Below are 25,896 nucleotides of genomic sequence, written 5' to 3' on the forward strand. Positions count from 1 at the left end.
ATTAATTCAAGCCCCCAGTCGAGGCTCGTCGGGTGCCTAAGACTGCCGCACTTTCGCTTTTCACGCCAGCCACACAGGCTACTAATGCACCCATCGCTGCAGAATCTGCTGCAGATCAACTCTTTTGAACGGTTTTGCCAGGTAATCGTTCATGCCCGCCGCCAGGCAGGCTTCGCGGTCGCCTTGCAGGGCGTTGGCCGTCAACGCGACGATCGGCAATTGGTCGCACCCCGGCAGCTGGCGAATCTGCCGGGTGGCCTCGTAACCGTCGACGATGGGCAGCCGGCAGTCCATGAGGATCAGGTCGAACTTCAGGCTTTCGGCGCTGCGTATGGCTTGCGCGCCGTCGGAGGCGATGCTGATGGCGAAGCCCAGGCTGCGCAACATGGCTTCGATCACGGTCTGGTTCACCGGATTGTCCTCCACCAGCAGCACGTGCCGGCCCTCACCATGCCCGTTGCCGCCGGGCAGGCGAGGTGCCAGGGCCGCCGGGACCTGGGTGGACAGCGCCAGCGGGATTTCCAGGGTGAACACCGACCCCTGGCCTTCCTCGCTCTGGGCCCGCAACGTTCCGCCCATGCGTTCGGCCAGGGTCCTTGCGATCGGCAGGCCCAGGCCGGTGCCGCCGTAGCGTCGGGAGATGGAGCTGTCCGCTTGCTGGAAGGCGTCGAACATGCGCTCCAGGCTCTCGGCCGGGATGCCGATGCCGCTGTCGCGTACCGTGCAGGTGAACCACAGCAGTTCGTGGTCCAGGGCCTGCCACTGGCACTGCACGGTGACGCGGCCCTGCTCGGTGAATTTCAGCGCATTGCCGATCAGGTTCACCAGGATCTGCCGGATCCGTGTCGGATCGCCTTGTACCTGCAGGGCGTGCATGTCGTCCGGGATCTGCAGGTCCAGGCCGAGCCTGCGTTGCGCGGCGCTGTGCTGGAAGGATTGGGCGCAGCTGCCCACCAGTTCCGCCAGGTTGAACGGGATGTGCTCCAGCTCCAGGGCCGAGCGTTCGATGCGCGAGAAGTCGAGGATGTCGTTGATCACCTTCAGCAGGTGCTCGGTGGATTCCGAAGCCAGCGCCGTGTACTCGTGCTGCTCGTCGGTCATCCGGGTGGTTTCCAGCAACTGCAGCATGCCCAGCACACCGTTCATGGGGGTGCGCAGCTCGTGGCTCATCATTGCCAGGAACTCGGATTTGGCACTGTTGGCCTTTTCCGCCTCTTCCCGGGTCTTGATCAACTGGGTCATGGCCTGGTGCTGCTCGCGGCTGGCTTGTTTCAGGCCGTCGGCGAGGTTGTTGATGTGCCGCGACAAGGCCCCCAGCTCGGCATCGTCGACGATGGGCAGGGGCTTGCTGTAGTCACCCTGCTGGATGGCCTTGACCGCATCGCCGATGTCCCGGATCGGCCGGGACAGGTTGGCGGCCAGGCGGCGCGCCACCAGGAAGGTGAACAGCAAGGCGAACAGCGCCAGGATCGCGGCCTTGAACAGGATCTCCTGTTGCCGCTGGCTGAAGGCGTCGTTGGACATGCCGACGATCACCCGGCCCAGGTAGTCTTCGCCGGGCGTCTCGATGGTGGTGCTGTTGCCTTGCAGGAAATCATTGTTCAGGGCAATGCGTTGCAGGCGCACCGGTGCCTGGAAAACCTCGATCTGTTGGGAGTGGCTGCGGGCCTGGGCCGGTTGTTCGACGTACACCAGGACGCGGTCCGCGCTGTCCTGGACTTCCAGGAAACGCACATGGGGCGTGGCCAGGGTGGCGGTGAGCAGGCTTTCCAGCACTTCGTTGTTACCGGAAATCACCCCGTACTCGGTGGCCGGCGCCAGTTGGTTGGCGATCAGTTGCCCGGTGTGATTGAGTTCCTGGCGCAGGTCCTGGATCCGCACGAAGGTAAAGAAGCTGATCAACAGCACGGTCAGCAGCAACGCCGGGCCGAGGGCGATGAGCTGGGTGCGGGTATTGATATCCCAACGGCGACGCAAGGTCATGGGCGTGATTCTCCTTCGGCCAACTGCGCGGCGACGGATTCGGTGTCGATCGGTTCGATCCCCAGGGAGCGTGCGACCTGTTGATTGCTCAAGACCTTGAAGCGGGCCGGATACAAGGTGCGCGGCCAGCTGGAAGCGGGGCGGTCGAGCAGCTCGTCGAGGATCGCCAGCCAGTCTTCCTGGTCACTGTAGGTACTGGCCAGGCTGCCGGCCTTGACAAAAGCCGCGCTGGGCCCGATCAGCGCACGTTGCCGGGCATAGCTGCTGAGCAGCAGGTTTTTCACGGTCTTGGGGTTGTACAGGTCGGGGTCATCGAGGCCCAGTAGCACATCGCTGCGACCCAGCAGATTCTGCAGGGGGCGACTGTCGCTGGTGTCGTCCCAGCGTTCGGTCACGATCTCAAGACCCAGCGGCGCGGCGGCCTGGCGGATTTCCCTGAGCAAGAACTCGCTGTGCCCATCGAACAGCACACCGATGCGTCGCACCTGCGGAAGGATCATGCGGATCAAGCGCAATTGCCGCGCCACTGGCGGATCGCTCCACAGCAGGCTCAGATGAGCGGGTGTCGTCTCGCCCAGGCGTTCCATGGCTTGCTGGCGGCTGATGCGCAACACCAGCGTGGCCGGGCCCTGGGAGGCTTGCAGGCGCCAGTCGAGGCTGGGCAGGTCGAGCAGGACCAACCGGGTCGTGGCCGGCAGCTTGTCCGGTGCCGGCAGGCTCGCCACGGGGATGAATCGCACGCTGTCTTCGGGGCGCAGGGCCTTCAGGGCCTGGGTGAAGGACTGCACGCCGGGGCTGTCCTGGGCGCCGGTCAGGAGAATCTCGGCGGCCCTGGCCTCGATCACGGACAACCAACCGGCGACCACCAGGCACAGCGCCAGTGGCAGGCGCCGGGCAAAGGGCCTTTTGCGCGATCGGTCCCGGACCATCTAGAAGGACAGCTCCGCGCTGAAGTACAGGACATGACGGGAGTCGTAGCGGTTGTCGACGAAGGTGGTGGGCTGGTTGTCGAGACGTTCCTGCAGGACGCCCGCCAGTTCGAGGTTGGCCTTGCCCAGCGGGATACGCCGGGCCAGGCGGGTATCGACCCGTTCGAAGCGGTAGCCATTGAGGGCGTCGGCGGCATAGTAGAACACCGAGCTGTTCCAGCCCTGGCCCCAGTCCCGCAGCCACCCGGCCGAACCGCTGTTGCGAGCGGTCAGCGCTTCGTCCAGGGCGTTGCTGGCCAGGGCGTCGACGTAGGCATAGGTCACGCGCAGGCGGTCGGCGCTGGTCATGCGCCAGTCCAGCTGGGTCTCGGCGCCGGAGAACTGCGATTCGTTGGAATTGCTGGCGATGTACTGGTTGTTGCGCAGCGGTTCGCTGATCATGCCGGTGATTTCGTCATGGAACACCCGCACGTCCACCGACAGGCCCAGGTCCATGAAATAACCGTTGTAGCCCAGTTCCCGGGAACGCATGTGTTCCTGGTCGAGGTTCCCCGGGCCACGGGTCTGGACAAAGTAGCGGGCGCTGCTGCGGCCGAAGGCGTTGGGTTGCAGGTTGGTGACCTGGTAGCTCCAGTTGACGTTGTTCTCGAACATGTCCGGTGAGCGCACTGCTTCGGAGTACACCGCCCGCAATCCATGGCGCGGCGTGATCAGGTAGTTCAGTGCCACCCGTGGCGTCAGCGAACTGCCGATCAGGCGGGTGTCCTCGAACATGGCGCCGCCCTGCAATAGCCAATGTTCGGTGGCTCGCCATTCGAACTGGCCGAACAGTCGCCAGGTGGTGTCGTCCAGGGTGCCGTTGAAGTACGTCTCGGAGTCGGCGCGGTCATAGCGATAATTCGCCCCGGTCACCAGTCGCAGGCTGTCGGACAGGCTCAGGGTGTCCTGGATTTCCAGGTCATAACGCGATTCCCGGGCACTCTGGTCGATGTCGCCGCAGACGGTCCGCGAAGCGCCGTTGCGCCACTGGTCCAGCACCTGGTTGGCCAGCGCCTGCTCCTGGGCCGTTCCGGGGGGTGCGCCGGTGTTGGTGAAGGTGGGCATGTTGCGCGCCAGCTTCTCGGCGTAATTGGGGTTGAGCAGCCAAAGATCGGTCAACTGTGGGCTGAAGGACACCTCGGCATCGCAGGCCCGCCAGGTCTGCTGGCGGTCCCAATGCTGGACCGAGCCTTGTACGTAGAGGCTGTGGTCGGGGTCCAGGTCCAGGTTCCAGCGCAACGAACCGGCATAGTCCTTGGCAATGACGTCGGAGTTATCCCCTGCCGCGGTGATCCCGGCGAAGACTGGCTTGTAGGTGTAGGGCCGCTGGTTGGTGCCATCCTTGGCGTTCAACTGCCAGTCGATGCTCTGTCGTTCGTCCAGGGTCTGGCTGACCGACAGGTTGAATCGGTTCAAGCGTCGGCCGTCGCGGTAGTCGGCGCCGTTGCGGTTGCTGTCGAAGCCGTCGTCTTCCTGGCCGGACAGGGAAAGCCGCATGTCGCCGCTGTCCCAGGCAGTGCCCTGGCTGGCGTACCAGTCGCTGATGCCGCGTTGGCCGCGGGTCATTTTCAGACGGGTGCCGTGGCTGTCGGCCGGGGCGCGGGTAATGATGTTGACCACCGCCATCAGGGCGTTGGCGCCGTAGCTGACGGTGTTGGGGCCGCGGAAGACTTCGATCCGTTCGATGTCTTCCATGGCGACCGGAATGTCGCTCCAGTCCACCGTGGCCAGGCCGGCGCGGTACACCGAGCGGCCGTCGATCAGCACCTGCATGCGGCGTGCTTCGCTGGCGTTGGTGCCGTGGTAGTTCACGGTGGGTTGGTTGCCGGTGAGGTTGCCGACCATCATGCCGGGTACCAGGCGCAGCAATTCGCTGATGTCCCGGGCGCCACTGGCCTTGATCAGCTCGCTGTCCAGCACGGTCATGCTGCCGGGCACCGCTGCGGGCGACTGCTTCAATCGCGTGGCGGTCAGGACCTGCGGCAGGGGCTGGCTGTCCACGAACAAGTCGTCAGCCCACACTGGCGAACTGATGAACAGTGCCAATAGCAGCGACGAACCTGAGCGGGAAGAGCCTACGGACACGGCATAGCCTTTAGGTAGCAGAAGGATGGCAGGCATGTTAACTGAGCTGAGAGACTTTTCCAGTTGAGTTGACGGCATTTTCCTGGCAATTGATGGTCAGCTTCCTACGGTTGCGGGTAATTGATGCTGACACTAGTCGCGATCCGGCCGCTCCGTATAATGCCCGGCATCGCCACTTGGTATGGATGAACGGATTGCATATGACTGAACAGCGCCCGATTGCGGTCCTGGGGGGCGGAAGTTTCGGTACCGCCGTGGCTAACCTGCTGGCCGAGAATGGCCATGCGGTGCGTCAATGGATGCGTGACCCGGAGCAGGCGGAGGCCATTCGGGTCAACCGCGAGAATCCGCGCTACCTCAAGGGCATCAAGATCCGCCCGGAAGTGGAACCGGTGACCGACCTGCAGGCGACCCTCGAGGGCTGCGACCTGTTTTTCGTCGCCTTGCCCTCCAGCGCCTTGCGCTCGGTGCTGGCGCCTCACGCCGAACGCTTGAGCGGCAAGCTGCTGGTGAGCCTGACCAAGGGCATCGAGGCCCAGACCTTCAAGCTCATGAGCGAGATTCTCGAGGAGATCGCGCCCAAAGCGCGGATCGGTGTGATTTCCGGGCCGAACCTGGCGCGGGAAATCGCCGAGCACGCCCTCACCGCCACGGTGGTGGCCAGTGAAGACGAGGCGTTGTGCCAGCGGGTCCAGGCTGCACTTCACGGCCGGACTTTCCGGGTCTACGCCAGTGCCGACCGTTTCGGCGTGGAACTGGGCGGGGCGCTGAAGAATGTCTACGCGATCATCGCCGGCATGGCCGTGGCGCTGGGCATGGGCGAGAACACCAAGAGCATGCTGATCACCCGTGCGCTGGCGGAAATGACGCGCTTTGCCGTCAGCCAGGGCGCCAATCCGATGACCTTCCTCGGACTGGCTGGAGTGGGCGACCTGATCGTCACCTGTTCCTCGCCCAAGAGCCGAAACTACCAGGTCGGTTTCGCCCTCGGCCAGGGCCTGAGCCTGGACGAGGCCGTATCGCGCCTGGGAGAAGTGGCCGAAGGGGTGAACACCCTGAAGGTCCTCAAGGCCAAGTCCCAGGAGACCGGGGTCTACATGCCGCTGGTCGCCGGGCTGCACGCGATCCTGTTCGAAGGGCGCACCCTTGAACAGGTCATCGAACTGTTGATGCGTGGCGAACCCAAGACCGATGTCGATTTCATTTCCACCAGTGGCTTCAACTGAGCCTCTGGCGATAGAGAAACAGGAGCGAACCATGAACGATCCGAAAGGGCAGCCCCAATACGAGTCCATTCTGTTGCGTGTGTTGTGGATGGTGATCTACCTGCTGGTCTGGCAGGTGGCGCAATTCATTCTCGGCGCGGTGGTGCTGGTGCAACTGATCTATCGGCTGATCTATGGCGCCCCCAGTGCCAGCCTGATGAATTTCGGCGATAGCCTGAGCCAGTTCCTGGCCCAGATCGGCCGTTTCGGCACCTTCCACAGCGACCAGAAGCCCTGGCCGTTCGCGGACTGGCCAACGCCGCGTACGCCGGAAGGCGAGGCGCCGCATGCCGTGGCACCCGCCCCACATCCTGTCCGTGATGAGGAGCCCAAACTATGAAAGTATGGGTATTGCGCCATGGCGAGGCCGAGCCTCACGGTGCTCGTCCCGATCCCGAGCGGGCCCTGACCGCTCACGGTCGCGAAGAAGTATTGCGCAGCGCCGCCGAGCTGATGGGGCGGCCGCTGACCGCCATCTATGCCAGCCCCTACGTGCGTGCCCAGCAAACCGCGCAGCTGGTGCGCGAAGCGCTGGGGTTCGAGCCGGAGCTGATCACCGTCGACTGGCTCAAGCCGGAAACCCGGCCGCAGAAAGTCCTGGAGCACCTGGACGACCGGGACCATGTCCTGCTGGTCAGCCATAACCCGCTGGTGGGCAGCCTGCTCGGTCTTGCACAGCACGGCCATCTGCAGCAACCCGAACAGGTGCAAACCGCCGGCCTGGCGGAGCTCGAAGGTGACCTGCCCCTGGCCGGGGCGATGAAGCTCAACGGCATCAAGCACCCATAAGCCGCAAACGGCGCGGCTTGGGCAGGATTGAATGCAACGACAAGCAGAAGGAAAGGGCAACGATGAGTCTGTGGCGCAATACACCCAATATCGAGCAACTGAACGCCGCTGGTAAAAATACCATCAGCGAAATGCTGGACATCCGTTTCGAGTCGTTCGACGACGAGTCCCTGACCGCCAGCATGGTCGTCGATCACCGCACTCACCAGCCGTTCGGCCTGCTGCATGGGGGCGCTTCGGTGGTGCTGGCCGAAACGGTCGGCTCCATGGCGGCCTACCTGTGCGTGGACACGAGCAAATTCTATTGCGTGGGCCTGGAGATCAACGCCAACCATTTGCGTGGCGTGCGCAGCGGGCGTGTGACGGCCACGGCCCGGATGATTCACCTGGGTCGTACCACCCAGGTCTGGGATATTCGCCTGACCGACGATAACGGCAAGCTCAACTGCGTGTCGCGCCTGACCATGGCGGTCGTTCCGTTGGGAGAGCAACCGCCATCGCGCTGATGGCGGCAGGCCGTTTCGTTCACATATGTCCGATGTTCAATTGGCTCCGTGAGTATTTGCGCCGGCCTTCGGGCAATTCGCTGACCATATAGAAATAGGGATCGACCTGCGATGGGGGAACGGTGCCGATGCTCACTGGCACGTTTTCGCGGGTGATCGCGGTACCCACGGTGCCCTTTTCCACATCCCAGATGGTCTGCCCCAGCTCCGCGCTCAACCCCGGAGTGGCGGTGGTCACGAACGTCGAGCGCAGGTCACCGATGGCGCTGCTGATCGCTCGGCTTACCAGGGCCCGGGTATTGGCGTCCAGGTCACCGTATCCGGGAATCTGCGCGACCGCCAGATTGGCGGCCTGGCCCAGGGAGGCGAAGAAGTGCCGGCTGCTGGCACCCACCACAGCCTTGGCCTTGTCGAACGCAGGGCCTGTTCCTTTCGAGGGCTTGGTGGGGGTGCCCCTCAGTCCCCTGACCCCCGAGGCAGCGGCGGCGCCGAGACCTGTCGCCGCGGCACCGGCGACGATCGATTGCAGGGCATTCCCCGCCGGCCCGGAGCCGAACAGGGCCGCTCCACCATAGCCTGCCGCCGCGCCGGCAAGGCCCACGGCGCCCATGCTGGCCGAGCCTGTGATCAGGTCCGTGCGCCCGACGCTGGGATTGCTCGGGCCGGCATCCGCCAGGTATTGGGCGCTCATTTCGCGATATACCGTTCCGAAAACCCCGGCGATCTGCGCGACAGCCGCGGAATTGCCCCGGGGGTCGAGGGAACCCAGCAGGGACGGCGCAGCTCCCACCGCGGCTCCCAGGGCGGCGCCACCGATTTTGGCGATCAGGGGAGCCCAACTGGAAGGATCGTCGACCGAGAGCCTGGACTGGGCCCAATTGGCGCTTGCGTACCCGCTGATGCCGCCGGAAATGGCGCCTGCGGTGGCACCGGCAATGGTCACTCCCAGGCTCGCAGGTGCCATGAGCGCCGCGAGCGGGTATTGCATGAACGAGGCGAGCAGGGCGCTGGTGAATTCCCGGGCGCCCGTGGCGCCGACGGCCGAGAGTGTGTCGACGCCCACCAGGCCCTGGAAATCGACGAACCGGACCGGATTGCCATGGACCATGGCGAACAGGTTCAAGCCATCGCCGATCCCGGTCGGATCGGCACTCAGCCAGCGTCCGAGCCAGGGGGCGTAGTAGCGCTTGCCGAAATAATACAGGCCGGTGGCATCGCGCTCCTGGTTCGAATAACGCCGTGTCCTGTAGCTCGCCTGCGTCTTGTCCGGGCCGGCCCACCATGACGTACCGCCATAGGGGTAGTACATTTCCTCGCTGATCATATCGGCATGGGCGTCAAGCTCCAGCGTGCTGGAGCCCAGGTGGTTGGTCAGGGAGTAGCGGTACTGGTCGGCCCGGACACTGCCCGATTGCCAATGCAGCACCTGCACCGAGCAGCGTCCGGCCTGTATCGAGATGACCTGCAGGACTTCTTCGGCCCAGGTGCGGATTTCCAGGTCGGGCAGATACCTCACCTCTCGCGTTCGACTGTTGCGCGCGTCATGGGTCACGCGAACCTTGCGTTTGCGCTGGCCTGATTCGTCATAGACATAGATTTCGCTGTCGTTCGCCGCATCTTCGCGCACGACCTGATGAACCTGTCGCAGCAGGTTGCCCTGGCCCCAGGTCAGGTCCTGACCGGCCAATAATTGTTTCCTGTTGCCATTGGCATCGAACCCGGCAGCGATCTCCTCCTCGCCGGGCAAGCTGCCGTCGGGCTTTTGCGGCAGTCCCCGGTTGCTGTACCTGGAAATCGCCATCTGGTGTGTCCAGCTGCGGCTGGCGGCGCTGTGGATCAGTGTCGTGAGGTTGCCGCTGTGATCGTAATGGTAGGCCTGGCGGTAGTTTTCCAGTTGCCCGGGGTCGGGAGGGGAAACGAAAACCGGTTCCTGGGGGCCGTGCTGGCTGTCGAGCCGTTGCCAGCCGCTTGCCTCGATCAGTTGATAAAGGCTGTCGTAGCTAAAGGTGCGAGTCGGTTCGATTCTCTGGTTGCGGAAATAACGGGTCTGTGCGGTCCCATCCTGAAGGCTGAGAATATTGCCGGCCCGGTCATAGCCATAAATCAGGTGCTGCAGCGGTGGATGACCGGGAACGCCGGCCTTGATGCACAGCAACCGGCCATCCTGTGGGTCGTACCGGGTCTCGCTTACCACGCCGTTGCCGGCGGTCTGGCGCTCGACGTTGCCCGAGGCGTTGTAGTCCATGTCCTTGATCAGCGCCGTGGCCTGTGGCTGCCCGGCGAGCTGCAGGCGGACCTGGTGCAGTTGTCCGGCGACATCCAGCTCCATGAACTGGACGTTGCCCTGCGCATCCTGCTGGCGGACCGGCTCCCCCAGCGCGTCATGGACGGTGTGAGTGACGGCGCCATTCCCTGCTTCGTTCAACCGGTCCCTTTCTGCTTCATCGGCGGGCCAGTCAGGCTCTTGCAGGTCCTTGAGAAAATGCCGGGTCTGGGAGCTGACGCCGCCTGTCAGGGCAAACTCAGTGAAAAGCTGTGTGCCAGCGTTGTCGTCGTGGCGGATCAAGCGGCCGCATCGGTTATGCGAAGCCGATGCCGGGGTGCTGTCGCCGTAGGCATAGAAGGCACGGTTCCTGGCCGGAGCACCTGGCGCCTGCTCGACGATCCTGACGGTGCGCAACCGTGAGTCGTAGTCGTTTCGCACTTGCCCGTACAAGCTGTCCCAGCCGATGAGGTGTTGGCCGGCCACGCCGAACAAGGCCAGGCGGCTTCCCGCGTCGACGCTATCGCTGTAGAGGGGAAGTCCTGAGAGGCTGAAAAGCGTTTTCAGATTGGGACGGGCATCCGGCTCGGTCTCGAGCAGCTTGAACAGACGCGGATCGCGACTGGTCACGGGGCGGTCCGCGACATCGTAGGACTGGCGATGAACCCGCGGCTCAGCGGCCTGGCCGGGGGTATTGCGATAGTAGGACACCGAGGCGACCTCAAGTTTTCGCGGGTCCTTTATGGTGACCGTGGGGGTTCTGGCGTGCATGAAGGTCGACCTCACCAGGGAGCGACGAATCTGTTGCCAGTTATTCGTGGTTAACCGGTGGCGTCAACTGTCAGAAGTAACAGGTGGGCAACCCTGAAGGCTGTTGAAGAGGGCGGGTTTTCATTGGCGAAACGCCGCCGTCATCATTCCTGGCAGTTACGGTCATTGCTGCAAGAGCGCGTCTTGCGGACAATCAGGGCCTGTTTCCCCGTCCATGGATCTGCCGCAATGCCGCAACCGATCTTTTTCGCCCACGCCAACGGATTCCCCTCGGGCACCTATGGCAAGCTATTCGCGGCGCTGGCTCCGCAATATCAGGTTGCGCATCTGGAGCAGCACGCCCACGACCCGAGTTTCCCGGCGGATGACAACTGGCACAACCTGGTGGACGAGCTTATCCATCACCTGGAACAACAACCGCAGCCTGTGTGGGGTGTCGGGCATTCCCTCGGCGGGGTGCTGCACCTGCATGCCGCGTTGCGCTGCCCCCGGCTGTATCGCGGGGTCGTCATGCTCGATTCGCCGGTGCTGACCCGCGCCGATCAATGGGTGATCCTGGCGGCCAAGCGCCTGGGCTTCATCGATCGCCTGACGCCGGCCGGCCGCACCCTGGGGCGGCGCGAGGAGTTCGAAGACCTGGAGTCGGCCCGGCAGTATTTTTCCGGCAAGACGCTGTTTCGCGGTTTCGACCCGGATTGCTTCGATGCCTACCTGCAACATGGCTTGCAACAGGTGGGCGATCGCTGGCGACTGCGCTTCGACCCGGCCACGGAAATCAGCATCTACCGCGGCGTGCCTCATACCAGCCCCGGTCGGCCCCGCAAGCTCCAGGTGCCGCTGGCCGTGGTACGCGGTCGCCAGAGTCGTGTGGTGATGCGTCATCACACCCGCACGGTGGGGCGCATGCCCCGGGGCGAGGCCTTGAGCATGCCCGGTGGGCATATGTTTCCACTGGAACGCCCCCTGGACACCGCCAACCTGCTCAAGGACCTGTTCCAGCGCTGGGAAGGACGCCGCGCATGAGCCAGGTCGAGGAAGTCCGCCTGAGCCTGCCCCATATCGAACTGGCGGCGCACCTGTTCGGGCCGGAGGACGGGCGCCCGGTGATCGCCTTGCATGGCTGGCTGGACAACGCCAACAGCTTTGCCCGCCTGGCTCCCCGGCTCGAAGGGTTGCGCATCATCGCCCTGGACATGGCCGGCCACGGTCATTCCGGACATCGGCCGCCCGGCGCCGGCTACGCCCTGTGGGACTATGCCCATGATGTGCTGCAGGTCGCCGAGCAGCTGGGGTTGCAGCGTTTTGCGCTGTTGGGGCATTCCCTGGGCGCCATCGTGTCCCTGGTGCTGGCTGGCTCATTGCCGGAACGGGTGACGCACCTGGGGCTGATCGATGGTGTGATTCCGCCCACCGCCCAGGGCGACGACGCCGCCGAACGCATGGGCATGGCCCTGCAGGCGCAACTGGATCTGCGGAAAAAAAGCAAACCGGTCTACAAGACCCTCGACCGGGCTATCGAAGCCCGCATGAAAGGGGTGGTGGCGGTCAGCCGAGAGGCCGCCGGCCTGCTGGCCCAGCGCGGGCTGATGCCGGTGCCGGGCGGTTACACCTGGCGCACCGACAATCGCCTGACCCTGCCATCGCCGCTGCGCCTGACCGAGGAACAGGCCATGGCGTTCGTGGCACGGGTCGGTTGCCCCGCGCATCTGGTGGTGGCGGCCGATGGCATGCTTGCCCGCCACCCGCAGTTGCTGGAGCGTCTACCCTTCAGCCATGAGCTGTTGCCCGGCGGCCACCATCTGCACCTGAACGATGAGTCCGGGGCGACGCTTGTAGCAGACTGTTTCAATCGGTTCTTCAGCCTTTCTTGACTTGCGTCGGGCAACTGTCGAGGCTGGGCGGGTTGAAAGGGAGACAAGCATGACCGATATCCGTGTACCCGCCTTGCGGTCCATGATCGACGCAGGTTTCGTCCAGGAACAGCAGGCCCGGTCGATCCGATGAAATTACCTATCCCATCATTCGCATTACTGGCGCTGGGCTGTTTCGCCACGGCGTCCTTCGCCGCCGACGTAGCCGGCAGTCGAGACCTGGAGCGCGTGCCGCGCATGCCCGATGCGCAGATCGTCGACTACCGGCAGGTCAGGGACGCGGAGCGGATCTACCCGTTGGGGTCGATCCGCAAGATCAGTGGCCAGTTGCGCTTCGACGGTCAGGTCGATGCCCGTGGCGACACCACCTCGGTGACCTATGAGCTGCCACCGGAGCATTCGGCGACCCAGGGTTTCACCGCCGCCCGCGAAGCGTTGCAGAAACAGGGCGCCGAACTGCTTTTCTGGTGCCAGGCCCGCGATTGCGGTGAAAGCAGCCTCTGGGCCAACGACGTCTTTGGCAATGCCAAGCTCTACGGCGCGGACAGCGGCCAGGCCTATCTGCTGCTGCGCCTGGCGCCGCCTGTGGATAACACCCTGATCGCGCTGTATGCCATCACTCGCGGCAATCGCAAGGCCTATCTGCACGTCGAGCAATTCGAGGCGAAAGCGCCCCTGGGCGATCTGCTGCCGACATCCGCCACGCTGCTGCGCCAGCTCAAGGACACCGGCGTGCTGGACTTGCCCCGCCTGAGCGGCGAGCCGGACGAAACCTGGTTGCGCCTGCTGGCCCGGGCGCTGAACCTGGATACCGGCCTGCGGGTCAGCCTCGCGGGGCCCCGGGCCGAGGCCTGGCGCCAGGCGCTGACGGGGCAGGGCGTGCGGGCGGCACGAATGGAGGCCGCCGATGGCGACACGACGGGCCTGCACCTTGAATTGTTGCGATAAGCTGTCCCGGGCGACGGGTTTCACGCCGTTGCCCAGGTCCTGTTCTTTTTTCGAGACCCTACATGCTCAATAACGATCGGCTGTTGGTGCAGATCCTGCTCCTGGTGTTGTTCGGCGCAAGCCTCTGGGTGATGGCGCCGTTCTGGTCGGCGCTGTTCTGGGGCGCGGTGCTGGCCTTTGCCAGTTGGCCGCTGATGCGCCTGTTGACTCGCTGGGTCAACGGGCGCGAATCCCTGGCGGCGGGCCTGCTGACGGTCGGCTGGATGTTGCTGGTGGCGGTGCCGCTGGTGTGGCTGGGTTCCAACCTGGCCGATCATGTGCGTGATGCCACGACATTCATCAGGGACGTGCAGGTCGACGGCTTGCCGGATGCCCCGCAATGGCTGGCCGGCTTGCCCCTGGTGGGCGGGCGGCTGGTGGCGATCTGGAACAGCATCGACCAGCAGGGCGCCGCGATGATGGGAGCCGTCAAGCCTTACCTGGGGCAGGTGGGCAACTGGCTGCTGGCACGCAGCAAGCAGATTGGCGGCGGCATCCTCGAACTGACCCTGAGCATCGTATTCGTCTTCTTTTTCTACCGCGACGGCCCGCGCCTGGCTGCGTTCGTCCATGGCTTGCTGGAACGCCTGATCGGCGACCGTGCCGGCTACTACATCGAACTGGTGGCCGGTACGGTGCAACGGGTGGTCAATGGGGTGATCGGTACCGCCGCGGCCCAGGCCGTGCTGGCACTGATCGGCTTCCTGATCGCCGGTGTGCCGGGTGCGCTGGTGCTGGGCATTGTCACCTTCCTGCTCAGCCTGATTCCCATGGGGCCGCCCCTGGTCTGGATCCCCGCCACGGCCTGGCTGGTGTGGCAGGGCGAATACGGCATGGCGGTGTTCCTCGGGATCTGGGGCACGTTCGTCATCAGCGGCGTGGACAACGTGCTCAAGCCATACCTGATCAGCCGGGGTGGCAACCTGCCGTTGGTCATCGTGTTGCTGGGGGTGTTCGGCGGATTGATCGCCTTCGGATTCATCGGCTTGTTCATCGGCCCGACCCTTTTGGCCGTGGCGTACAGCCTGTTGACGGACTGGAGCAAGAGCCAGGCGCGTTGACGGCGGCCCTGGGGCCGGCAAGGTTGGCTCGGTGGGCCGTGAACCTGCTGCAAGGCCAGGTTCACGGCAGGAGTCAGGCCGCCACGTTCAGGTGTTTACCCACGCTGGCGACGTTATCCAGCGAGTATTGACGGTTGAGGTTGGCGATCATCCTGTTCAACGCTTCGTTGGCGTTGGCCTGACCGGCGGGGCGGCCATTGTCGCGGCTGGCCTGCAGGGCGCTGTCGAGTTCGTCGCTGCTGACGCCACCGCTGCTGTCGCTGTCCAGTGCCGCCATCAGCGTAGCGCTGGTTTCGGTGCCGGACGTCGCGTCGCCGGCCTGCAAGGCGCTGGCCAGTTCGGCGGCAGTGACGGTGCCGTCGCCATCGCTGTCGAGCTGGCCGAACAATGTTTCACCGGACGCGTCCTGTGCCGGTGGAGGCGGTGGCGTGAGGCTGGCGGCGAGTTCGTCGCGGCTGACGGTGCCATCTTCATCCTTGTCCAGTGCCGAGAATACCTGCGTGCTGTCGGCGCTGCTGCCGGCGCTGGCCAGGCCGTTGCTCAACTCGTCGCTGCTGACCTTGCCGTCACCGTCTGCATCCAGGACGCTGAGCAGCGCGTCGGCCAGCTCGGTGCCTGGCGCCTGGTCCCGTGGCGGCGGGGGCGGTGGCGCCAAGGCGGCCATTTCCTCGCTGCTCAGGTCACCGCTGCCGTCGCTGTCCAGATCGCCGAACTGCTTGCTCAGGCTGACCAGCAGGCCATCGTCGCTGTGCTGCGACAGGGCCGTGCTCAATTCGTCCTGGTCCACCGTTGCGTTGCCGTCGCTGTCGAGCCGGGTGAGCAGCTCCTTTTGAAACTGCTGGCTGCGGGCACTGCTGGTGGCCGTGCTGCTGGTGTACGTCGAATAACCGCTACTGCTGACGCTGCCGATCATGGGCATTCTCCTTGGGATGGAATTGCCGGCGGGTGCACCGGCTTATGCAGCCTCGGCGGGGCAGTTGTCGTGGGTATGTGAAATTTGTACCGGGGGACGTACAAATCGTCACGTGGGGGGCGCTCCGGGCGGCGGCCCGACGAAGACGGCAGGAATGACTCAGGTCCGGGGGAGGCGGATGACGGCCGTCAGGCCGCCCCCTGGGGTTTGCTCCAGGTCCAGATGGCCGCCCAGGCGTTCGGCGGCTTCCCTGGCGATGGTCATGCCCAGGCCGACGCCGCCGGAGTTGCGGTTGCGCGAGCCCTCCAGGCGATAAAAGGGTTCGAATACCGCTTCGCGCTTGTCTTGGGCGATACCGGGGCCATGGTCGATGACCCGTATCAGCAACTGGCAGTCCTGGTCTTCGAGGGCGATCAGGGCATGACCGGCATAGCGCAAGGCATTGTCCATGAGGTTGGCGATGCAGGAGCGCAATGCCATTGGCTGCACCTGCAGCGGCGCGCAGGAACCCTCGACCTGGACATCGGCGCCATGGTCCTGGGCGTTTTCGCTCAGGGATTCCGCCAGGGCTTGCACATCCATCCATTGCAGCGCCTCGCTGGTGCGCTGTTCGTGCAGGTAGGTCAGCGTGGCGTCGAGCATGCCGATCATGTCGTCCAGGTCCTGGCGCATCTGGCCTTGCAACCTGGCGTCATCGATCTGCTCCAGGCGCAACTTGAGGCGCGAGAGCGGGGTGCGCAGGTCGTGGGACACCGCCCCAAGCATGCGTGAGCGTTGCTGGACCTGTTCGCGGATTCGCTGCTGCATCAGGTTGAACGTGTGGGCCGCCTGCCGGGCTTCCCGGGGGCCGGTTTCGTCCAGGGGCGGGCTGTCGAGGTCCTCGCTCAGGCGTTCAGCCGCATCGCTCAAGCGCTGGATCGGTCGGGTCAGCAACTTGGCGCCATACCAGGCCGCGATGATCAGGCACACGAACTGGAACGTCAGCGGTACCACCGGGCCGCCGAACCACGGGCGCTGACGGCGTTGAGGCGGCGGGGCAAAAGGGGACGGGGTCAAAGGTGACAGACCCGTGGGCGGTGTTCCTTCGCTCTGCCGGGAAAATTCCGGCGGCGGCCCGGGCGGAGGCGGCTGGTCGTAATGGAAAAACCAGGCGAAGGCCAGCAGATGCGCCAGGACGATCGCCAGCAACAGCATGCCGAACAGGCGACCGAACAGGGAGTCGAGGCGCAATCGCATCAGCCGATGTCCCGGGCGTCGAACAGGTAGCCTTCACCGCGAACGGTCTTGATCAACTGCGGGGCCTTGGGGTCGTCGCCCAGCTTCTGGCGCAGTCGTGACACCAGCAGGTCGATGCTGCGGTCGAAGGCCTCGATGGAGCGTCCACGGGCGGCATCGAGCAGTTGCTCGCGACTGAGTACCCGGCGCGGTCGTTCGATGAAGACCCACAGCAGCCGGAATTCAGCATTGGACAGCGGCACCACCAGCCCATTGGCGGAGATAAGTTGGCGCAGCACGCTGTTGAGCCGCCAGTTGTCGAAACGGATATTGGCCCGTTGCTCGGTGCGGTCGTCACGCACCCGGCGCAGGATCGTCTGGATCCGTGCCACCAGTTCCCTGGGTTCGAACGGCTTGGCCATGTAGTCGTCGGCACCCAGTTCCAGGCCGATGATGCGATCGGTGGGTTCGCAACGGGCGGTGAGCATCAGGATCGGGATGTCCGATTCGGCGCGCAGCCAGCGGCACAGTTGCAGGCCGTCTTCGCCCGGCAGCATCAGGTCGAGCACGATTACATCGAAATGTTCGGATTGCATTGCCTGGCGCATGGCCGCGCCGTCGCTCACGCCACTGGCGCGGATGTTGAAACGGGCCAGGTAATCGATCAGCAGCTCGCGGATCGGCACATCGTCATCGACGATCAGTGCGCGGATGCTCCAGCGCTTGTCATCGCTGGAGGCTTTTTGATCGTCAGAATTGGCAACGGGGGTGTTCTGCATGGATGCTTCATCTGCCTGGTAGGCTGCCAGCCGCAAGGAGCGACGGCAAGGTGGTGGCTTCAGCATAAGCTCCGTGCCGCAAGGCGTGAAGCGCTGAAAGGGCGGGGTGCGGCGGCGAACGGTAGCGTGCGGGCGTGTTGTGCGCATGTCATGAATGTATCGGCTTGGACACAAAGCGTCCTGTCGGCCATGCTGGTTGGGGCACCATGAGGATTTACCGATCATCGGGTCCCGCAGCGCCGCTGGTTCCGCTACAATGCGCGCCGATTTCGACTTGCCTGAGAGCCCGCTCATGTCCGCCTGCCAGACGCCTATCATCGTCGCCCTGGATTTTCCTACCCGTGACGCCGCCCTGAAGCTGGCCGACCAGCTGGACCCCAGCCTTTGCCGGGTCAAGGTTGGCAAGGAGCTGTTCACCAGCTGCGCTTCGGAGATTGTCGGCACCCTGCGCGACAAGGGGTTCGAAGTATTCCTGGACCTGAAATTCCATGACATTCCCAATACCACCGCCATGGCCGTCAAGGCCGCCGCGGAGATGGGCGTGTGGATGGTCAACGTGCACTGCTCCGGCGGTCTGCGCATGATGGCGGCCTGCCGTGAGGTACTGGACCAGCGCAGCGGGCCGAAACCGCTGCTGATCGGCGTGACCGTGCTGACCAGCATGGAGCGTGAGGATCTGGCGGGGATCGGCCTGGACATCGAGCCTCAGGAGCAGGTGCTGCGCCTGGCGGCCCTGGCCCAGAAGGCGGGCATGGACGGCCTGGTCTGTTCGGCGCTGGAAGCCAGTGCGTTGAAGTCGGCACACCCGTCGTTGCAACTGGTGACCCCGGGGATTCGTCCGGCGGGCAGCGCCCAGGACGACCAGCGCCGCATCCTGACCCCGCGCCAGGCATTGGACGCCGGTTCCGATTACCTGGTGATCGGCCGCCCGATCAGCCAGGCGGCGGACCCGGCCAAGGCGCTGGCGGCGGTGGTGGCCGAGCTGGCCTGATTCGACACGCATGGGCCGTGGTGGGCGCGAGCAAGCTCGCGCCCACCATTATTTCGCTCAGACCTTGAGCACGAGCTTTCCGAAATTCTCCCCGCTGAACAGTTTGGTCAGCGTCTCGGGGAATGTCTCCAGCCCTTCGACGATGTCTTCCTTGCTCTTGAGCTGCCCCTTGGCCATCCAGCCGGCCATTTCCTGCCCGGCGGCGGCGAACTGCGCGGCGTAGTCCATCACCACGAAGCCTTCCATGCGTGCCCGGTTCACCAGCAGCGACAGGTAGTTGGCCGGTCCCTTCACGGCTTCCTTGTTGTTGTACTGGCTGATGGCGCCGCAGATCACGACGCGAGCCTTGAGATTCAGGCGGCTGAGCACCGCATCCAGGATGTCGCCCCCGACATTGTCGAAATACACATCCACTCCCTTGGGGCATTCACGCTTGAGACCGGCGTGGACGTCTTCGTTCTTGTAGTCGATGGCGCCATCGAAGCCCAGTTCATCGATCAGGAACCTGCATTTGTCGGCTCCGCCGGCGATGCCCACCACGCGGCAGCCCTTGATCTTGGCGATTTGCCCGGCAATGCTGCCCACGGCGCCGGCTGCGCCCGACAGCACCACGGTTTCACCGGCCTTGGGGGCGCCGACGTCGAGCAAGGCAAAGTAGGCGGTCATGCCGGTCATGCCCAGCGCGGACAGATAACGGGGCAGTGGCGCCAGTTTCGGATCGACCTTGTAGAAACCTCTCGGCTCGCCCAGGAAATAATCCTGCACACCCAAGGCGCCATTGACGTAGTCCCCGACCGCGAATCCCGGATTGTTCGAGGCAATCACCTGGCCCACGCCCAAGGCTCGCATCACCTCACCGATACCCACCGGGGCGATGTAGGACTTGCCTTCGTTCATCCAGCCGCGCATGGCCGGGTCCAGGGACAGATATTCGTTCTTCACCAGAATCTGGCCAGGCCCCGGTTCGCCGACCGGTACTTGCTGATAAGTGAACGTCTCGCGGGTGGCGGCGCCCACCGGGCGTCTGGCGAGCAGGAACTGGCGATTGGTCTGGGCAGTCATGGCTGGCACTCAAGGTAAATGAAGCTTTGTTGATAGACCGTCGAGGCATTTGCCGCAAGGTTTTGCCGACACAGCGAATGCACCTCGATCCAACGCAGTGATAGTGGCTACCGCTGCGTCATCACTGGCACCCATGAATGCCCAACCGGCATCTGGATAGTGCTGCCGTGCCACGGGGGCTGTGGCTACACTGGCACGACCCCGCATTCTTCGAGGAACAGGACAATGAGCATGACGTTTTCCGGGCAGGTGGCAGTGGTTACGGGCGGCGCCGCAGGCATCGGCCGCGCTACCGCCCAGGCGTTCGCGGCGCAAGGGCTGAAAGTGGTCGTGGCGGATCTGGACGCGGCCGGCGGCGAAGACACGGTGCGCTCGATCCTGGACGCCGGCGGCGAGGCGGTGTTCGTGCGCTGCGACGTGACGCTGGAAACTGACGTGCAGAACCTGATGAACGCGGTGATCGATACGTATGGCCGCCTCGACTACGCCTTCAACAACGCCGGGATCGAAATCGAGAAGGGCAAGCTGGCCGACGGCACCCTCGATGAGTTCGACGCGATCATGGGCGTCAATGTGAAGGGCGTCTGGCTGTGCATGAAGTATCAGTTGCCGCTGCTGCTGGCCCAGGGCGGTGGCGCCATTGTCAATACTGCCTCGGTGGCCGGCCTTGGGGCGGCGCCGAAGATGAGCATTTATGCGGCCTCCAAGCATGCCGTGATCGGCCTGACCAAGTCCGCCGCCATTGAATACGCCAAAAAGAAGATTCGCGTGAATGCGGTCTGCCCGGCGGTGATCGATACCGACATGTTCCGCCGTGCCTATGAAGCGGATCCGAAAAAGGGCGAGTTCGCCAACGCCATGCACCCGGTGGGGCGTATCGGCAAAGTGGAAGAGATCGCCAGCGCCGTGTTGTATCTGTGCAGTGACGGCGCGGCATTCACCACCGGCCATTCCCTGGCGGTTGACGGTGGCGTCACGGCTTTTTGAAGAAGCTTGTAGGAAGAAGCCCGCACTGGTTGCGGGCTTTTTCTTTGATGGTAGGAAATTTCTTGAATGAATCCGCCAATGTGTTTCAAAGGGTGAGAATCGGCGGTTTTGGCGCCGTTGTCGTACCTCGTTCCTGGACACCCTGTGCTTAACTGTTTTCCTAAAAACAAACTGTTTCCAGAAATAAAACAAACGCTTAGGAGCTTGGTTACTCATGGAATTGAGAATCGACCGACAGGCCCTGGTGCCTGTCGTGCAGCAAATTGTCGACGCGCTGGCCGGCTGGATTCGACAGGATGCGGTGCAACCGGGAACTCGCCTGCCATCCATCCGGCAACTGGCGCGGGATAACCTGCTGAGCCAGTCCAGTGTCAGTGAAGCGTGCGAGCGCCTGGTCGCCCAAGGCATACTGGCGTCCCGTCACGGCTCGAGCTTCTTCGTGGCGCCACCATCCTTGGCCAGGTGTACGCCCGGCGACTGGCCGGATGACGCGTCCCTCACCCAGGCCGGCCTGGTCGATAATGCCCAATGGGGACTGCACCTGGGCTGCGGCGGGCTGCCTGAGCGCTGGCGCGAGAGCGATGACCTGGGTTATGCGATCCGCCAGGTGACCCGCACCGACATGGCGGGGTTGTTCAATTACAGCACGCTGTTGGGGCTGCCTGCGCTGCGGGAGCAATTGTCCAGGCGTCTGAAGCAGCTCAATATCAATGCCGGCGCGGACCGGATCCTGACCACGACGGGAGCCACCCATGGGCTGGACCTGATCGTGCGAACCCTGCTTCGGCCGGGGTGTTGCGTGGTGGTGGAGAGCCCCGGCTATCCAAGCCTTTTCGAATTGCTCAGGCTTCACCGGATCGACATGATCGAATTGCCCAGGACTCCACGGGGCCCGGACGTGGAGGCATTGCAGGCACTATTGGCCAGTCACCGGCCCAGCGCCCTGTTCATCAACAGTGCCTGCCATAACCCGACCGGAAGCAGCCTGGCGCCCGCCGTGGCCCAGCAGTTGCTGCAACTGGCAAAAAAACACGCCCTGCTGGTGGTCGAGGACGATGTCTATGCTGACTTCCAGGGCGCCACACGGACCCGGCTGGCGGCGCTGGATGCCGATGTCCTCTATGTGGGCAGTTTCTCGAAAACCCTCAGCAGCTCGTTACGAGTCGGTTTCGTGGCGGCCGAACCTGGCGTCGTCGAGCGGTTGAGCGCGGTCAAGGGGATCACCAGCATGGGCGGTTCGCGGTTCTGTGAGTCAGTGGTGGCCAGCCTGTTGGCCAACGGCGCCTATCGCAAACTGGCCCAGCGTCAGCGACAACGATTGGGTGTCGATATGGCGGCGGTGCTGCAGGTGCTGGAGGATGCCGACTGGACGGTCTTCGGCAAGCCGGCCGGCGGGCTGTTCATCTGGGCCCGCCCGCCCCGGTGCGATCACGCTGGGCTACAGCGCCTGGCCAGGCGGTTCGGCGTGCTGCTGTCCTCACGCACGGCATTCAGTCCTTCAGGCACCGAAAGCGACTGGCTACGGATCAATGTGGCTTATGCACGGGACCCCAGGGCGCTGGCGTTTTTCCGGGCCAGCGCTTTGGATCGACCTCAAGTGTTCTGAAAACGACGGAGCTGTAGCTTTTTGCCATTATTCCGACGCCAGCATCTTGTGTTGGAGGGCATCTCGTTGCGAATCTGCGGATACACAAACTGGCAGAGGACTGAGCGCAATGATTTCGGCCGTGCAAGGACGTTTTGCCAACCTCGGTATGGCGAAGAAATTGGGGATCGGGTTTGTCCTGGTGCTGCTGCTCACCGCTGTGGTGGCAGCCATCGGTGTCTGGTCCCTGCAAACCATCAGCCAGCGCTTCGGTGATCTGAAGCAGATGTCGTCCCTTAACAGCGAGCTGCTCAAGGTCCGGCTGCTGGAGCAGGAATATGCCCTGCGCTCCGATCCCAAGACGGTCGACGCCCTGCGCCAGGGCGTCGACGGGCTGATTGTCCTGGCCAACGACCTCAAGGCGAAATCGACGGCCAACGTGCCGGTGATGAATGACGTCGAACAGGCCCTGTCGGCGTATCGCAAGGCGTTCGATGAATTTGTCGAGTTGAACCAGAGCAAGGAGCTGGCGCTGGAAATGGCCAGTTGGTCGGTCTCCAGCGTTGCCAATAACCTGGATGTGCTGCAGGCGGGGCTGGCGGATGACGGCGCCTATAACCTGAAAGACTCCGAAGGCAAGGAGGGCGCTGAATTCATCGAGCAGGCCAACCAGGTCAGCGAGGTGTCGCGCCTGATGCTGCAGGCCATGAACGAAGCGCGGGTCCGTCTCGACCAGAGCCGCAAGGGCAATGAAGAAGCGGCACAAGGCGACATCGAACAGGCCGAGCAGGCCATGAAACAGGCCGAGGCGCTCAAGACCGCCGTCAAGGACGCGGGTTACCAGACCGTGCTCAACGAAGTGGCCGGGCACATCGCCGGATTCAAGCAGCAGCTTGCCGACTACACCGGCCTGCTGGCCAAGGAAAAGATTGTCTACCGACAATTGCACGAACGCGCGGCCCAGGTCGTGGAACGGGTCAACCAGGCCTATAGCGCCGAAGACGGCGCCATGCAGGCGGAGTTGAAGAAGAACTCGCTGTTGATCATCGGTTCGTCGGCCCTGGCGTTGCTGGTGGGCCTGGTTGCGGCCTGGATCATTACCCGCTTGATCGTTGCACCGTTGCGCACGGTCATCCGCGTGGCCCAGCAGATAGCATCGGGCGATCTGAGGGCCACGGTGGAGGTCACGCGCCGGGATGAGATCGGCCAACTGATGCTTGCGATGCAGCAGATGGGGGCCGGCCTGAGCAGTATCGTCAGCGGTTTGCAGGCCGGTATCGAACAGTTGGCCAATTCTGCCCAGTCCCTGTCGGCCGTGACCGAACAGACCAACCTGGAAGTCAGCAGCCAGAAAGAGGAAACCGAGCAGGTCGCCACGGCCATGAACCAGATGACCGCCACCGTGCACGATGTGGCACGCAATGCCGAAGAAGCGGCCCAGGCGGCCCAGACCGCCGACGACAAGGTTGAAAGCGGCCAGCAGGTGGTGCGCCAGAGCATGGTGCGCATCGAACAGTTGGCCGATTCGGCTACATCGGCCAGCTCCAGCATCGAAAGCCTCAGCGCCGAAATCCAGAACATCGGCACCGTACTGAGTGTGATCAAGAGCGTCGCCGAGCAGACCAACCTGCTGGCGCTCAATGCCGCCATCGAGGCGGCACGGGCCGGCGAGCAGGGCAGGGGCTTCGCGGTGGTGGCCGATGAAGTGCGGGCCCTGGCCCGGCGCACGCAGCAGTCCACCGAGGAAATCGAACGGCTGGTCAGCGCGTTGCGTTCAGCTGCCCAGACCTCCGTACAGCAGATCCAGAGCAGCGGCGAATTGGTGAAGATGGCGGTCAGCGATGCGCTACAGACCGAAAGCGCCCTGGGCAGCATTGCCGCGGCGGTGTCCCTGATACAGCAGATGAACCAGCAGATCGCCGCGGCGGCGGAGCAGCAGAGCTCCGTCGCCGAGGAGATCAATCGCAGCGTCACCAGCATCCGCGCCAGTGCCGATCAATCTTCCCTGGCGATGCAGGGCAACGCGACGTCCAGCGTCGAGCTGGCGCAGTTGGGCGCTGAGCTGAAGGGGATGGTGGGGCATTTCAGGTTGTGATGCGCTGAGGGGATACTGGCAAGAGGGATATTCCCGTCGGGCTGCCAGGTGCCCTGTCATCGATACCGCATCGGGATCGCAAAAGGCAGGGGCTGCCATGCAGCCCCGCAGAGGGTGAGCCCCCCTTGTCCTCGATGACGGTGTCGGGACCTCAGTCGTAGACTTTCTTTTTCTTCCAGTCCGATTCCGCTTCGACTTCCTTGAGCCCTTCGGTCAACTGGTTGACCTCGCCCTCGACGGGCTGGGTGCTGGCCAGGACCATGGCGTTGGCGCGGGCCAGGAGTTTTTCCAGGTAATCCAGCTGTTCGGCGTAGACCTGGGGATCCTGCTGCTTGCGCAGGTATTGCACGCCGCGCTCGAAGGCCAGGCGTGCCTGCCCGGGTTGTTCCTGCTGCAAGGCCTGTTGACCGAGGTTGTTGAAGAATTCGATGTGCAGCAGGACCAGGATATGGCGCACCTCACGAATCCAGCGCTTGGCTTCGTTGGGCGGCAGGAAACCGTCCTGGGCGGCACGGGTGATCTGGCCATGCAAGGCCTCGAGCAGGAAGCGCACGTCCTTGGCCTTGGCTTCGGTCTGGATCGGTGCCGGAGGATTGTTCACCGGGATCGATTCGCCCTGGGCGGCCAATGCATTCAGTTCGTCCAGGCGAGCCTTGACCGCGGCGTTACCCTTGTCGAGATTCAGCAAGCGCTGGCAGACATTGATCTCGAGGCGAGTGATCAACAGCTTCAGGGCCGGTGTCATCAGCTGGCCGGGGAAGGTTTCGGTCAGCTCGCCGCAGCGACGCAGGCGGTCGTTGAGTTCAACCTTGGTACGGGCCTTTTCCAACTTGTTGTTTTCCGCCACATGATTCATGTAGCCAATGGCGATCAACAGTGCGATCCCGGCTACGACGAGCAGGGTGATCATGAGTGGTGTCACCGGTAAGACCTCTTTTATGGGGTTCGCATACTTCAGTGTAGTGGCTTGGCTTTTAAGCGCATAGGCCCGTGCGGCGTCATTAGACGGGCGTCGTACTGTTCGTGGGGCTTGCAGCGGCCTAGATGCACATTGCCACTATTTGCCGAGCGCGACTATAGCGTCTTGGCGGACGACAGAATATAGGCGCCAGAGACCGGACGGGAAAAATCTGCGGATCCGTTCCAAACCGGGGGAAGTCATTGATTTAAATAAATTTATACGTGGGGGTTGACGACCTACCAATCCATCCATAGAATGCGCGCCACTTACAGCGTAAAGCACTCAGCCAAGCGCCATAAGCAGTGAATGTTGTACGTGTGTCCCCTTCGTCTAGTGGCCTAGGACACCGCCCTTTCACGGCGGTAACAGGGGTTCGAGTCCCCTAGGGGACGCCAATGCGGGAATAGCTCAGTTGGTAGAGCACGACCTTGCCAAGGTCGGGGTCGCGAGTTCGAGTCTCGTTTCCCGCTCCAATTTTAAACAGTCTTGCTTCAAGGCAAGATTGAGTGAAACCAGAACCGATACCTTCGGGTCAGGATCTGGGCACTGGGACACACACCATGTGTTCCGGGCAGCGTGTCCCCTTCGTCTAGTGGCCTAGGACACCGCCCTTTCACGGCGGTAACAGGGGTTCGAGTCCCCTAGGGGACGCCATTTGCGGGAATAGCTCAGTTGGTAGAGCACGACCTTGCCAAGGTCGGGGTCGCGAGTTCGAGTCTCGTTTCCCGCTCCAAATTCAAGAAAACGCCGCTCATCGAG

Annotated in this window: 21 protein-coding genes, 4 tRNA genes and 1 pseudogene; 17 read left to right on the forward strand and 9 right to left on the reverse strand. The window is 63.6% G+C overall.

Annotation, left to right across the window (positions count from 1 at the left end):
• Positions 1-81: 81 nt before the first annotated feature.
• The 3 genes from BT179_RS14300 to BT179_RS14310 are packed head-to-tail and all read right to left on the reverse strand — an operon-like array spanning position 82 to position 5,072.
• Positions 82-1,983, reverse strand: a complete 1,902-nt coding sequence (locus tag BT179_RS14300) for an ATP-binding protein (protein ID WP_072431590.1) — start codon at positions 1,981-1,983, stop codon at positions 82-84.
• Entirely contained in the window at positions 1,980-2,912 is a 933-nt protein-coding gene (locus BT179_RS14305) for an ABC transporter substrate-binding protein (RefSeq protein WP_072431589.1), read from the reverse strand. The genes BT179_RS14300 and BT179_RS14305 overlap by 4 nt, the downstream gene beginning before the upstream one ends.
• On the reverse strand, positions 2,913-5,072 hold the full coding sequence (locus BT179_RS14310) for a TonB-dependent receptor plug domain-containing protein (protein ID WP_231991055.1): 2,160 nt from the start codon (positions 5,070-5,072) through the stop codon (positions 2,913-2,915).
• Between the two features lie 164 nt (positions 5,073-5,236).
• Between BT179_RS14310 and BT179_RS14315 the strand changes: the two genes are divergently transcribed.
• From BT179_RS14315 to BT179_RS14330, 4 genes are all read left to right on the forward strand, one after another.
• Entirely contained in the window at positions 5,237-6,262 is a 1,026-nt protein-coding gene (locus BT179_RS14315) for an NAD(P)H-dependent glycerol-3-phosphate dehydrogenase (protein ID WP_072393543.1), read from the forward strand.
• A gap of 31 nt (positions 6,263-6,293) precedes the next feature.
• Complete coding sequence (locus tag BT179_RS14320) at positions 6,294-6,641, forward strand: DUF4389 domain-containing protein (protein WP_039594151.1); 348 nt, start codon at positions 6,294-6,296, stop codon at positions 6,639-6,641.
• Positions 6,638-7,090, forward strand: coding sequence for a phosphohistidine phosphatase SixA (sixA, locus tag BT179_RS14325; RefSeq protein WP_072393537.1), 453 nt, complete (start codon positions 6,638-6,640; stop codon positions 7,088-7,090). Before BT179_RS14320 ends, sixA begins: the two co-directional genes overlap by 4 nt.
• A gap of 62 nt (positions 7,091-7,152) precedes the next feature.
• On the forward strand, positions 7,153-7,596 hold the full coding sequence (locus BT179_RS14330) for a hotdog fold thioesterase (protein ID WP_072393534.1): 444 nt from the start codon (positions 7,153-7,155) through the stop codon (positions 7,594-7,596).
• A 19-nt stretch (positions 7,597-7,615) separates the two neighbouring features.
• Here BT179_RS14330 and BT179_RS14335 read toward each other — a convergent pair whose 3' ends face one another.
• Positions 7,616-10,630, reverse strand: a complete 3,015-nt coding sequence (locus tag BT179_RS14335) for an RHS repeat-associated core domain-containing protein (protein ID WP_072431588.1) — start codon at positions 10,628-10,630, stop codon at positions 7,616-7,618.
• A 228-nt stretch (positions 10,631-10,858) separates the two neighbouring features.
• Here BT179_RS14335 and BT179_RS14340 point away from each other — a divergent pair, with 228 nt between their 5' ends.
• The 4 genes from BT179_RS14340 to BT179_RS14355 all read left to right on the forward strand — a co-directional run bounded on the left by BT179_RS14340 (position 10,859) and on the right by BT179_RS14355 (position 14,549).
• A complete protein-coding gene (locus tag BT179_RS14340; protein ID WP_072393528.1) occupies positions 10,859-11,653 on the forward strand; it encodes an alpha/beta fold hydrolase in 795 nt (264 codons plus the stop codon).
• The gene (locus BT179_RS14345) at positions 11,650-12,501 is read left to right on the forward strand and encodes an alpha/beta hydrolase (RefSeq protein ID WP_072431587.1); all 852 of its coding nucleotides are present in this window, start codon (positions 11,650-11,652) and stop codon (positions 12,499-12,501) included. The genes BT179_RS14340 and BT179_RS14345 overlap by 4 nt, the downstream gene beginning before the upstream one ends.
• 141 nt (positions 12,502-12,642) lie before the next feature.
• Positions 12,643-13,449 (forward strand): DUF4892 domain-containing protein, encoded by an 807-nt coding sequence (locus BT179_RS14350; RefSeq protein WP_072394131.1) that lies wholly within the window; start codon positions 12,643-12,645, stop codon positions 13,447-13,449.
• Between the two features lie 62 nt (positions 13,450-13,511).
• A complete protein-coding gene (locus BT179_RS14355; protein WP_072393522.1) occupies positions 13,512-14,549 on the forward strand; it encodes an AI-2E family transporter in 1,038 nt (345 codons plus the stop codon).
• 73 nt (positions 14,550-14,622) lie between these two features.
• Here the strand turns inward: BT179_RS14355 and xopAW are convergent, their stop codons facing one another.
• The 3 genes from xopAW to BT179_RS14370 all read right to left on the reverse strand — a co-directional run bounded on the left by xopAW (position 14,623) and on the right by BT179_RS14370 (position 17,456).
• Entirely contained in the window at positions 14,623-15,462 is an 840-nt protein-coding gene (xopAW, locus tag BT179_RS14360) for an EF-hand domain-containing protein (protein ID WP_072431586.1), read from the reverse strand.
• A 159-nt stretch (positions 15,463-15,621) separates the two neighbouring features.
• Positions 15,622-16,698, reverse strand: a complete 1,077-nt coding sequence (locus BT179_RS14365) for a sensor histidine kinase (RefSeq protein WP_072431585.1) — start codon at positions 16,696-16,698, stop codon at positions 15,622-15,624.
• Positions 16,698-17,456, reverse strand: coding sequence for a response regulator (locus BT179_RS14370; protein ID WP_072394128.1), 759 nt, complete (start codon positions 17,454-17,456; stop codon positions 16,698-16,700). The genes BT179_RS14365 and BT179_RS14370 overlap by 1 nt, the downstream gene beginning before the upstream one ends.
• Before the next feature lie 292 nt (positions 17,457-17,748).
• Between BT179_RS14370 and pyrF the strand changes: the two genes are divergently transcribed.
• Positions 17,749-18,447 (forward strand): orotidine-5'-phosphate decarboxylase, encoded by a 699-nt coding sequence (gene pyrF, locus BT179_RS14375; RefSeq protein ID WP_072394123.1) that lies wholly within the window; start codon positions 17,749-17,751, stop codon positions 18,445-18,447.
• 57 nt (positions 18,448-18,504) lie between these two features.
• Here pyrF and BT179_RS14380 read toward each other — a convergent pair whose 3' ends face one another.
• The gene (locus tag BT179_RS14380) at positions 18,505-19,509 is read right to left on the reverse strand and encodes an NADP-dependent oxidoreductase (protein WP_072393513.1); all 1,005 of its coding nucleotides are present in this window, start codon (positions 19,507-19,509) and stop codon (positions 18,505-18,507) included.
• A gap of 225 nt (positions 19,510-19,734) precedes the next feature.
• Here BT179_RS14380 and BT179_RS14385 point away from each other — a divergent pair, with 225 nt between their 5' ends.
• The 4 genes and pseudogenes from BT179_RS14385 (at position 19,735) to BT179_RS27220 (ending at position 24,176) form a co-directional block, all read left to right on the forward strand.
• Positions 19,735-20,496 (forward strand): SDR family oxidoreductase, encoded by a 762-nt coding sequence (locus tag BT179_RS14385; RefSeq protein WP_072431584.1) that lies wholly within the window; start codon positions 19,735-19,737, stop codon positions 20,494-20,496.
• A 214-nt stretch (positions 20,497-20,710) separates the two neighbouring features.
• The gene (locus BT179_RS14390) at positions 20,711-22,102 is read left to right on the forward strand and encodes an aminotransferase-like domain-containing protein (RefSeq protein ID WP_072431583.1); all 1,392 of its coding nucleotides are present in this window, start codon (positions 20,711-20,713) and stop codon (positions 22,100-22,102) included.
• A gap of 148 nt (positions 22,103-22,250) precedes the next feature.
• Positions 22,251-23,315, forward strand: a pseudogene (locus BT179_RS27215) (HAMP domain-containing protein); the annotation flags it as partial.
• A complete protein-coding gene (locus tag BT179_RS27220) occupies positions 23,313-24,176 on the forward strand; it encodes a methyl-accepting chemotaxis protein (protein WP_371264397.1) in 864 nt (287 codons plus the stop codon). The pseudogene BT179_RS27215 and the gene BT179_RS27220, both read left to right, overlap by 3 nt.
• 151 nt (positions 24,177-24,327) lie before the next feature.
• Here the strand turns inward: BT179_RS27220 and BT179_RS14400 are convergent, their stop codons facing one another.
• Positions 24,328-25,086 carry a VHS/ENTH/ANTH domain-containing protein gene (locus BT179_RS14400; RefSeq protein WP_072393500.1) on the reverse strand — a complete coding sequence of 253 codons (759 nt, stop codon included), beginning with the start codon at positions 25,084-25,086 and terminating at the stop codon, positions 24,328-24,330.
• 370 nt (positions 25,087-25,456) lie between these two features.
• On the opposite strand from BT179_RS14400, the gene BT179_RS14405 reads away from it, so the two are divergent.
• From BT179_RS14405 to BT179_RS14420, 4 genes are all read left to right on the forward strand, one after another.
• Positions 25,457-25,532 (forward strand) — tRNA-Glu (locus tag BT179_RS14405).
• Between the two features lie 2 nt (positions 25,533-25,534).
• Positions 25,535-25,610 (forward strand) — tRNA-Gly (locus tag BT179_RS14410).
• Positions 25,611-25,715: 105 nt separating this feature from the next.
• Positions 25,716-25,791 (forward strand) — tRNA-Glu (locus BT179_RS14415).
• Between the two features lie 3 nt (positions 25,792-25,794).
• Positions 25,795-25,870: transfer RNA gene (locus tag BT179_RS14420), tRNA-Gly, on the forward strand.
• Positions 25,871-25,896 lie beyond the last annotated feature (26 nt).

Origin of the sequence: Pseudomonas sp. NFACC43, assembly GCF_900119645.1 — a bacterium.
Lineage (GTDB): Bacteria > Pseudomonadota > Gammaproteobacteria > Pseudomonadales > Pseudomonadaceae > Aquipseudomonas.

Excerpts from the sequence above, each read along its gene's own strand:
- BT179_RS14300 (WP_072431590.1), bottom strand. The coding sequence starts at position 1,983 with ATGACCTTGCGTCGCCGTTGGGATATCAATACCCGCACCCAGCTCATC.
- BT179_RS14305 (WP_072431589.1), bottom strand. The coding sequence starts at position 2,912 with ATGGTCCGGGACCGATCGCGCAAAAGGCCCTTTGCCCGGCGCCTGCCA.
- BT179_RS14310 (WP_231991055.1), bottom strand. The coding sequence starts at position 5,072 with ATGCCTGCCATCCTTCTGCTACCTAAAGGCTATGCCGTGTCCGTAGGC.
- BT179_RS14315 (WP_072393543.1), top strand. The coding sequence starts at position 5,237 with ATGACTGAACAGCGCCCGATTGCGGTCCTGGGGGGCGGAAGTTTCGGT.
- BT179_RS14320 (WP_039594151.1), top strand. The coding sequence starts at position 6,294 with ATGAACGATCCGAAAGGGCAGCCCCAATACGAGTCCATTCTGTTGCGT.
- sixA (WP_072393537.1), top strand. The coding sequence starts at position 6,638 with ATGAAAGTATGGGTATTGCGCCATGGCGAGGCCGAGCCTCACGGTGCT.
- BT179_RS14330 (WP_072393534.1), top strand. The coding sequence starts at position 7,153 with ATGAGTCTGTGGCGCAATACACCCAATATCGAGCAACTGAACGCCGCT.
- BT179_RS14335 (WP_072431588.1), bottom strand. The coding sequence starts at position 10,630 with ATGCACGCCAGAACCCCCACGGTCACCATAAAGGACCCGCGAAAACTT.
- BT179_RS14340 (WP_072393528.1), top strand. The coding sequence starts at position 10,859 with ATGCCGCAACCGATCTTTTTCGCCCACGCCAACGGATTCCCCTCGGGC.
- BT179_RS14345 (WP_072431587.1), top strand. The coding sequence starts at position 11,650 with ATGAGCCAGGTCGAGGAAGTCCGCCTGAGCCTGCCCCATATCGAACTG.
- BT179_RS14355 (WP_072393522.1), top strand. The coding sequence starts at position 13,512 with ATGCTCAATAACGATCGGCTGTTGGTGCAGATCCTGCTCCTGGTGTTG.
- xopAW (WP_072431586.1), bottom strand. The coding sequence starts at position 15,462 with ATGATCGGCAGCGTCAGCAGTAGCGGTTATTCGACGTACACCAGCAGC.
- BT179_RS14365 (WP_072431585.1), bottom strand. The coding sequence starts at position 16,698 with ATGCGATTGCGCCTCGACTCCCTGTTCGGTCGCCTGTTCGGCATGCTG.
- BT179_RS14370 (WP_072394128.1), bottom strand. The coding sequence starts at position 17,456 with ATGCAGAACACCCCCGTTGCCAATTCTGACGATCAAAAAGCCTCCAGC.
- pyrF (WP_072394123.1), top strand. The coding sequence starts at position 17,749 with ATGTCCGCCTGCCAGACGCCTATCATCGTCGCCCTGGATTTTCCTACC.
- BT179_RS14380 (WP_072393513.1), bottom strand. The coding sequence starts at position 19,509 with ATGACTGCCCAGACCAATCGCCAGTTCCTGCTCGCCAGACGCCCGGTG.
- BT179_RS14385 (WP_072431584.1), top strand. The coding sequence starts at position 19,735 with ATGAGCATGACGTTTTCCGGGCAGGTGGCAGTGGTTACGGGCGGCGCC.
- BT179_RS14390 (WP_072431583.1), top strand. The coding sequence starts at position 20,711 with ATGGAATTGAGAATCGACCGACAGGCCCTGGTGCCTGTCGTGCAGCAA.
- BT179_RS27220 (WP_371264397.1), top strand. The coding sequence starts at position 23,313 with ATGGGGGCCGGCCTGAGCAGTATCGTCAGCGGTTTGCAGGCCGGTATC.
- BT179_RS14400 (WP_072393500.1), bottom strand. The coding sequence starts at position 25,086 with ATGATCACCCTGCTCGTCGTAGCCGGGATCGCACTGTTGATCGCCATT.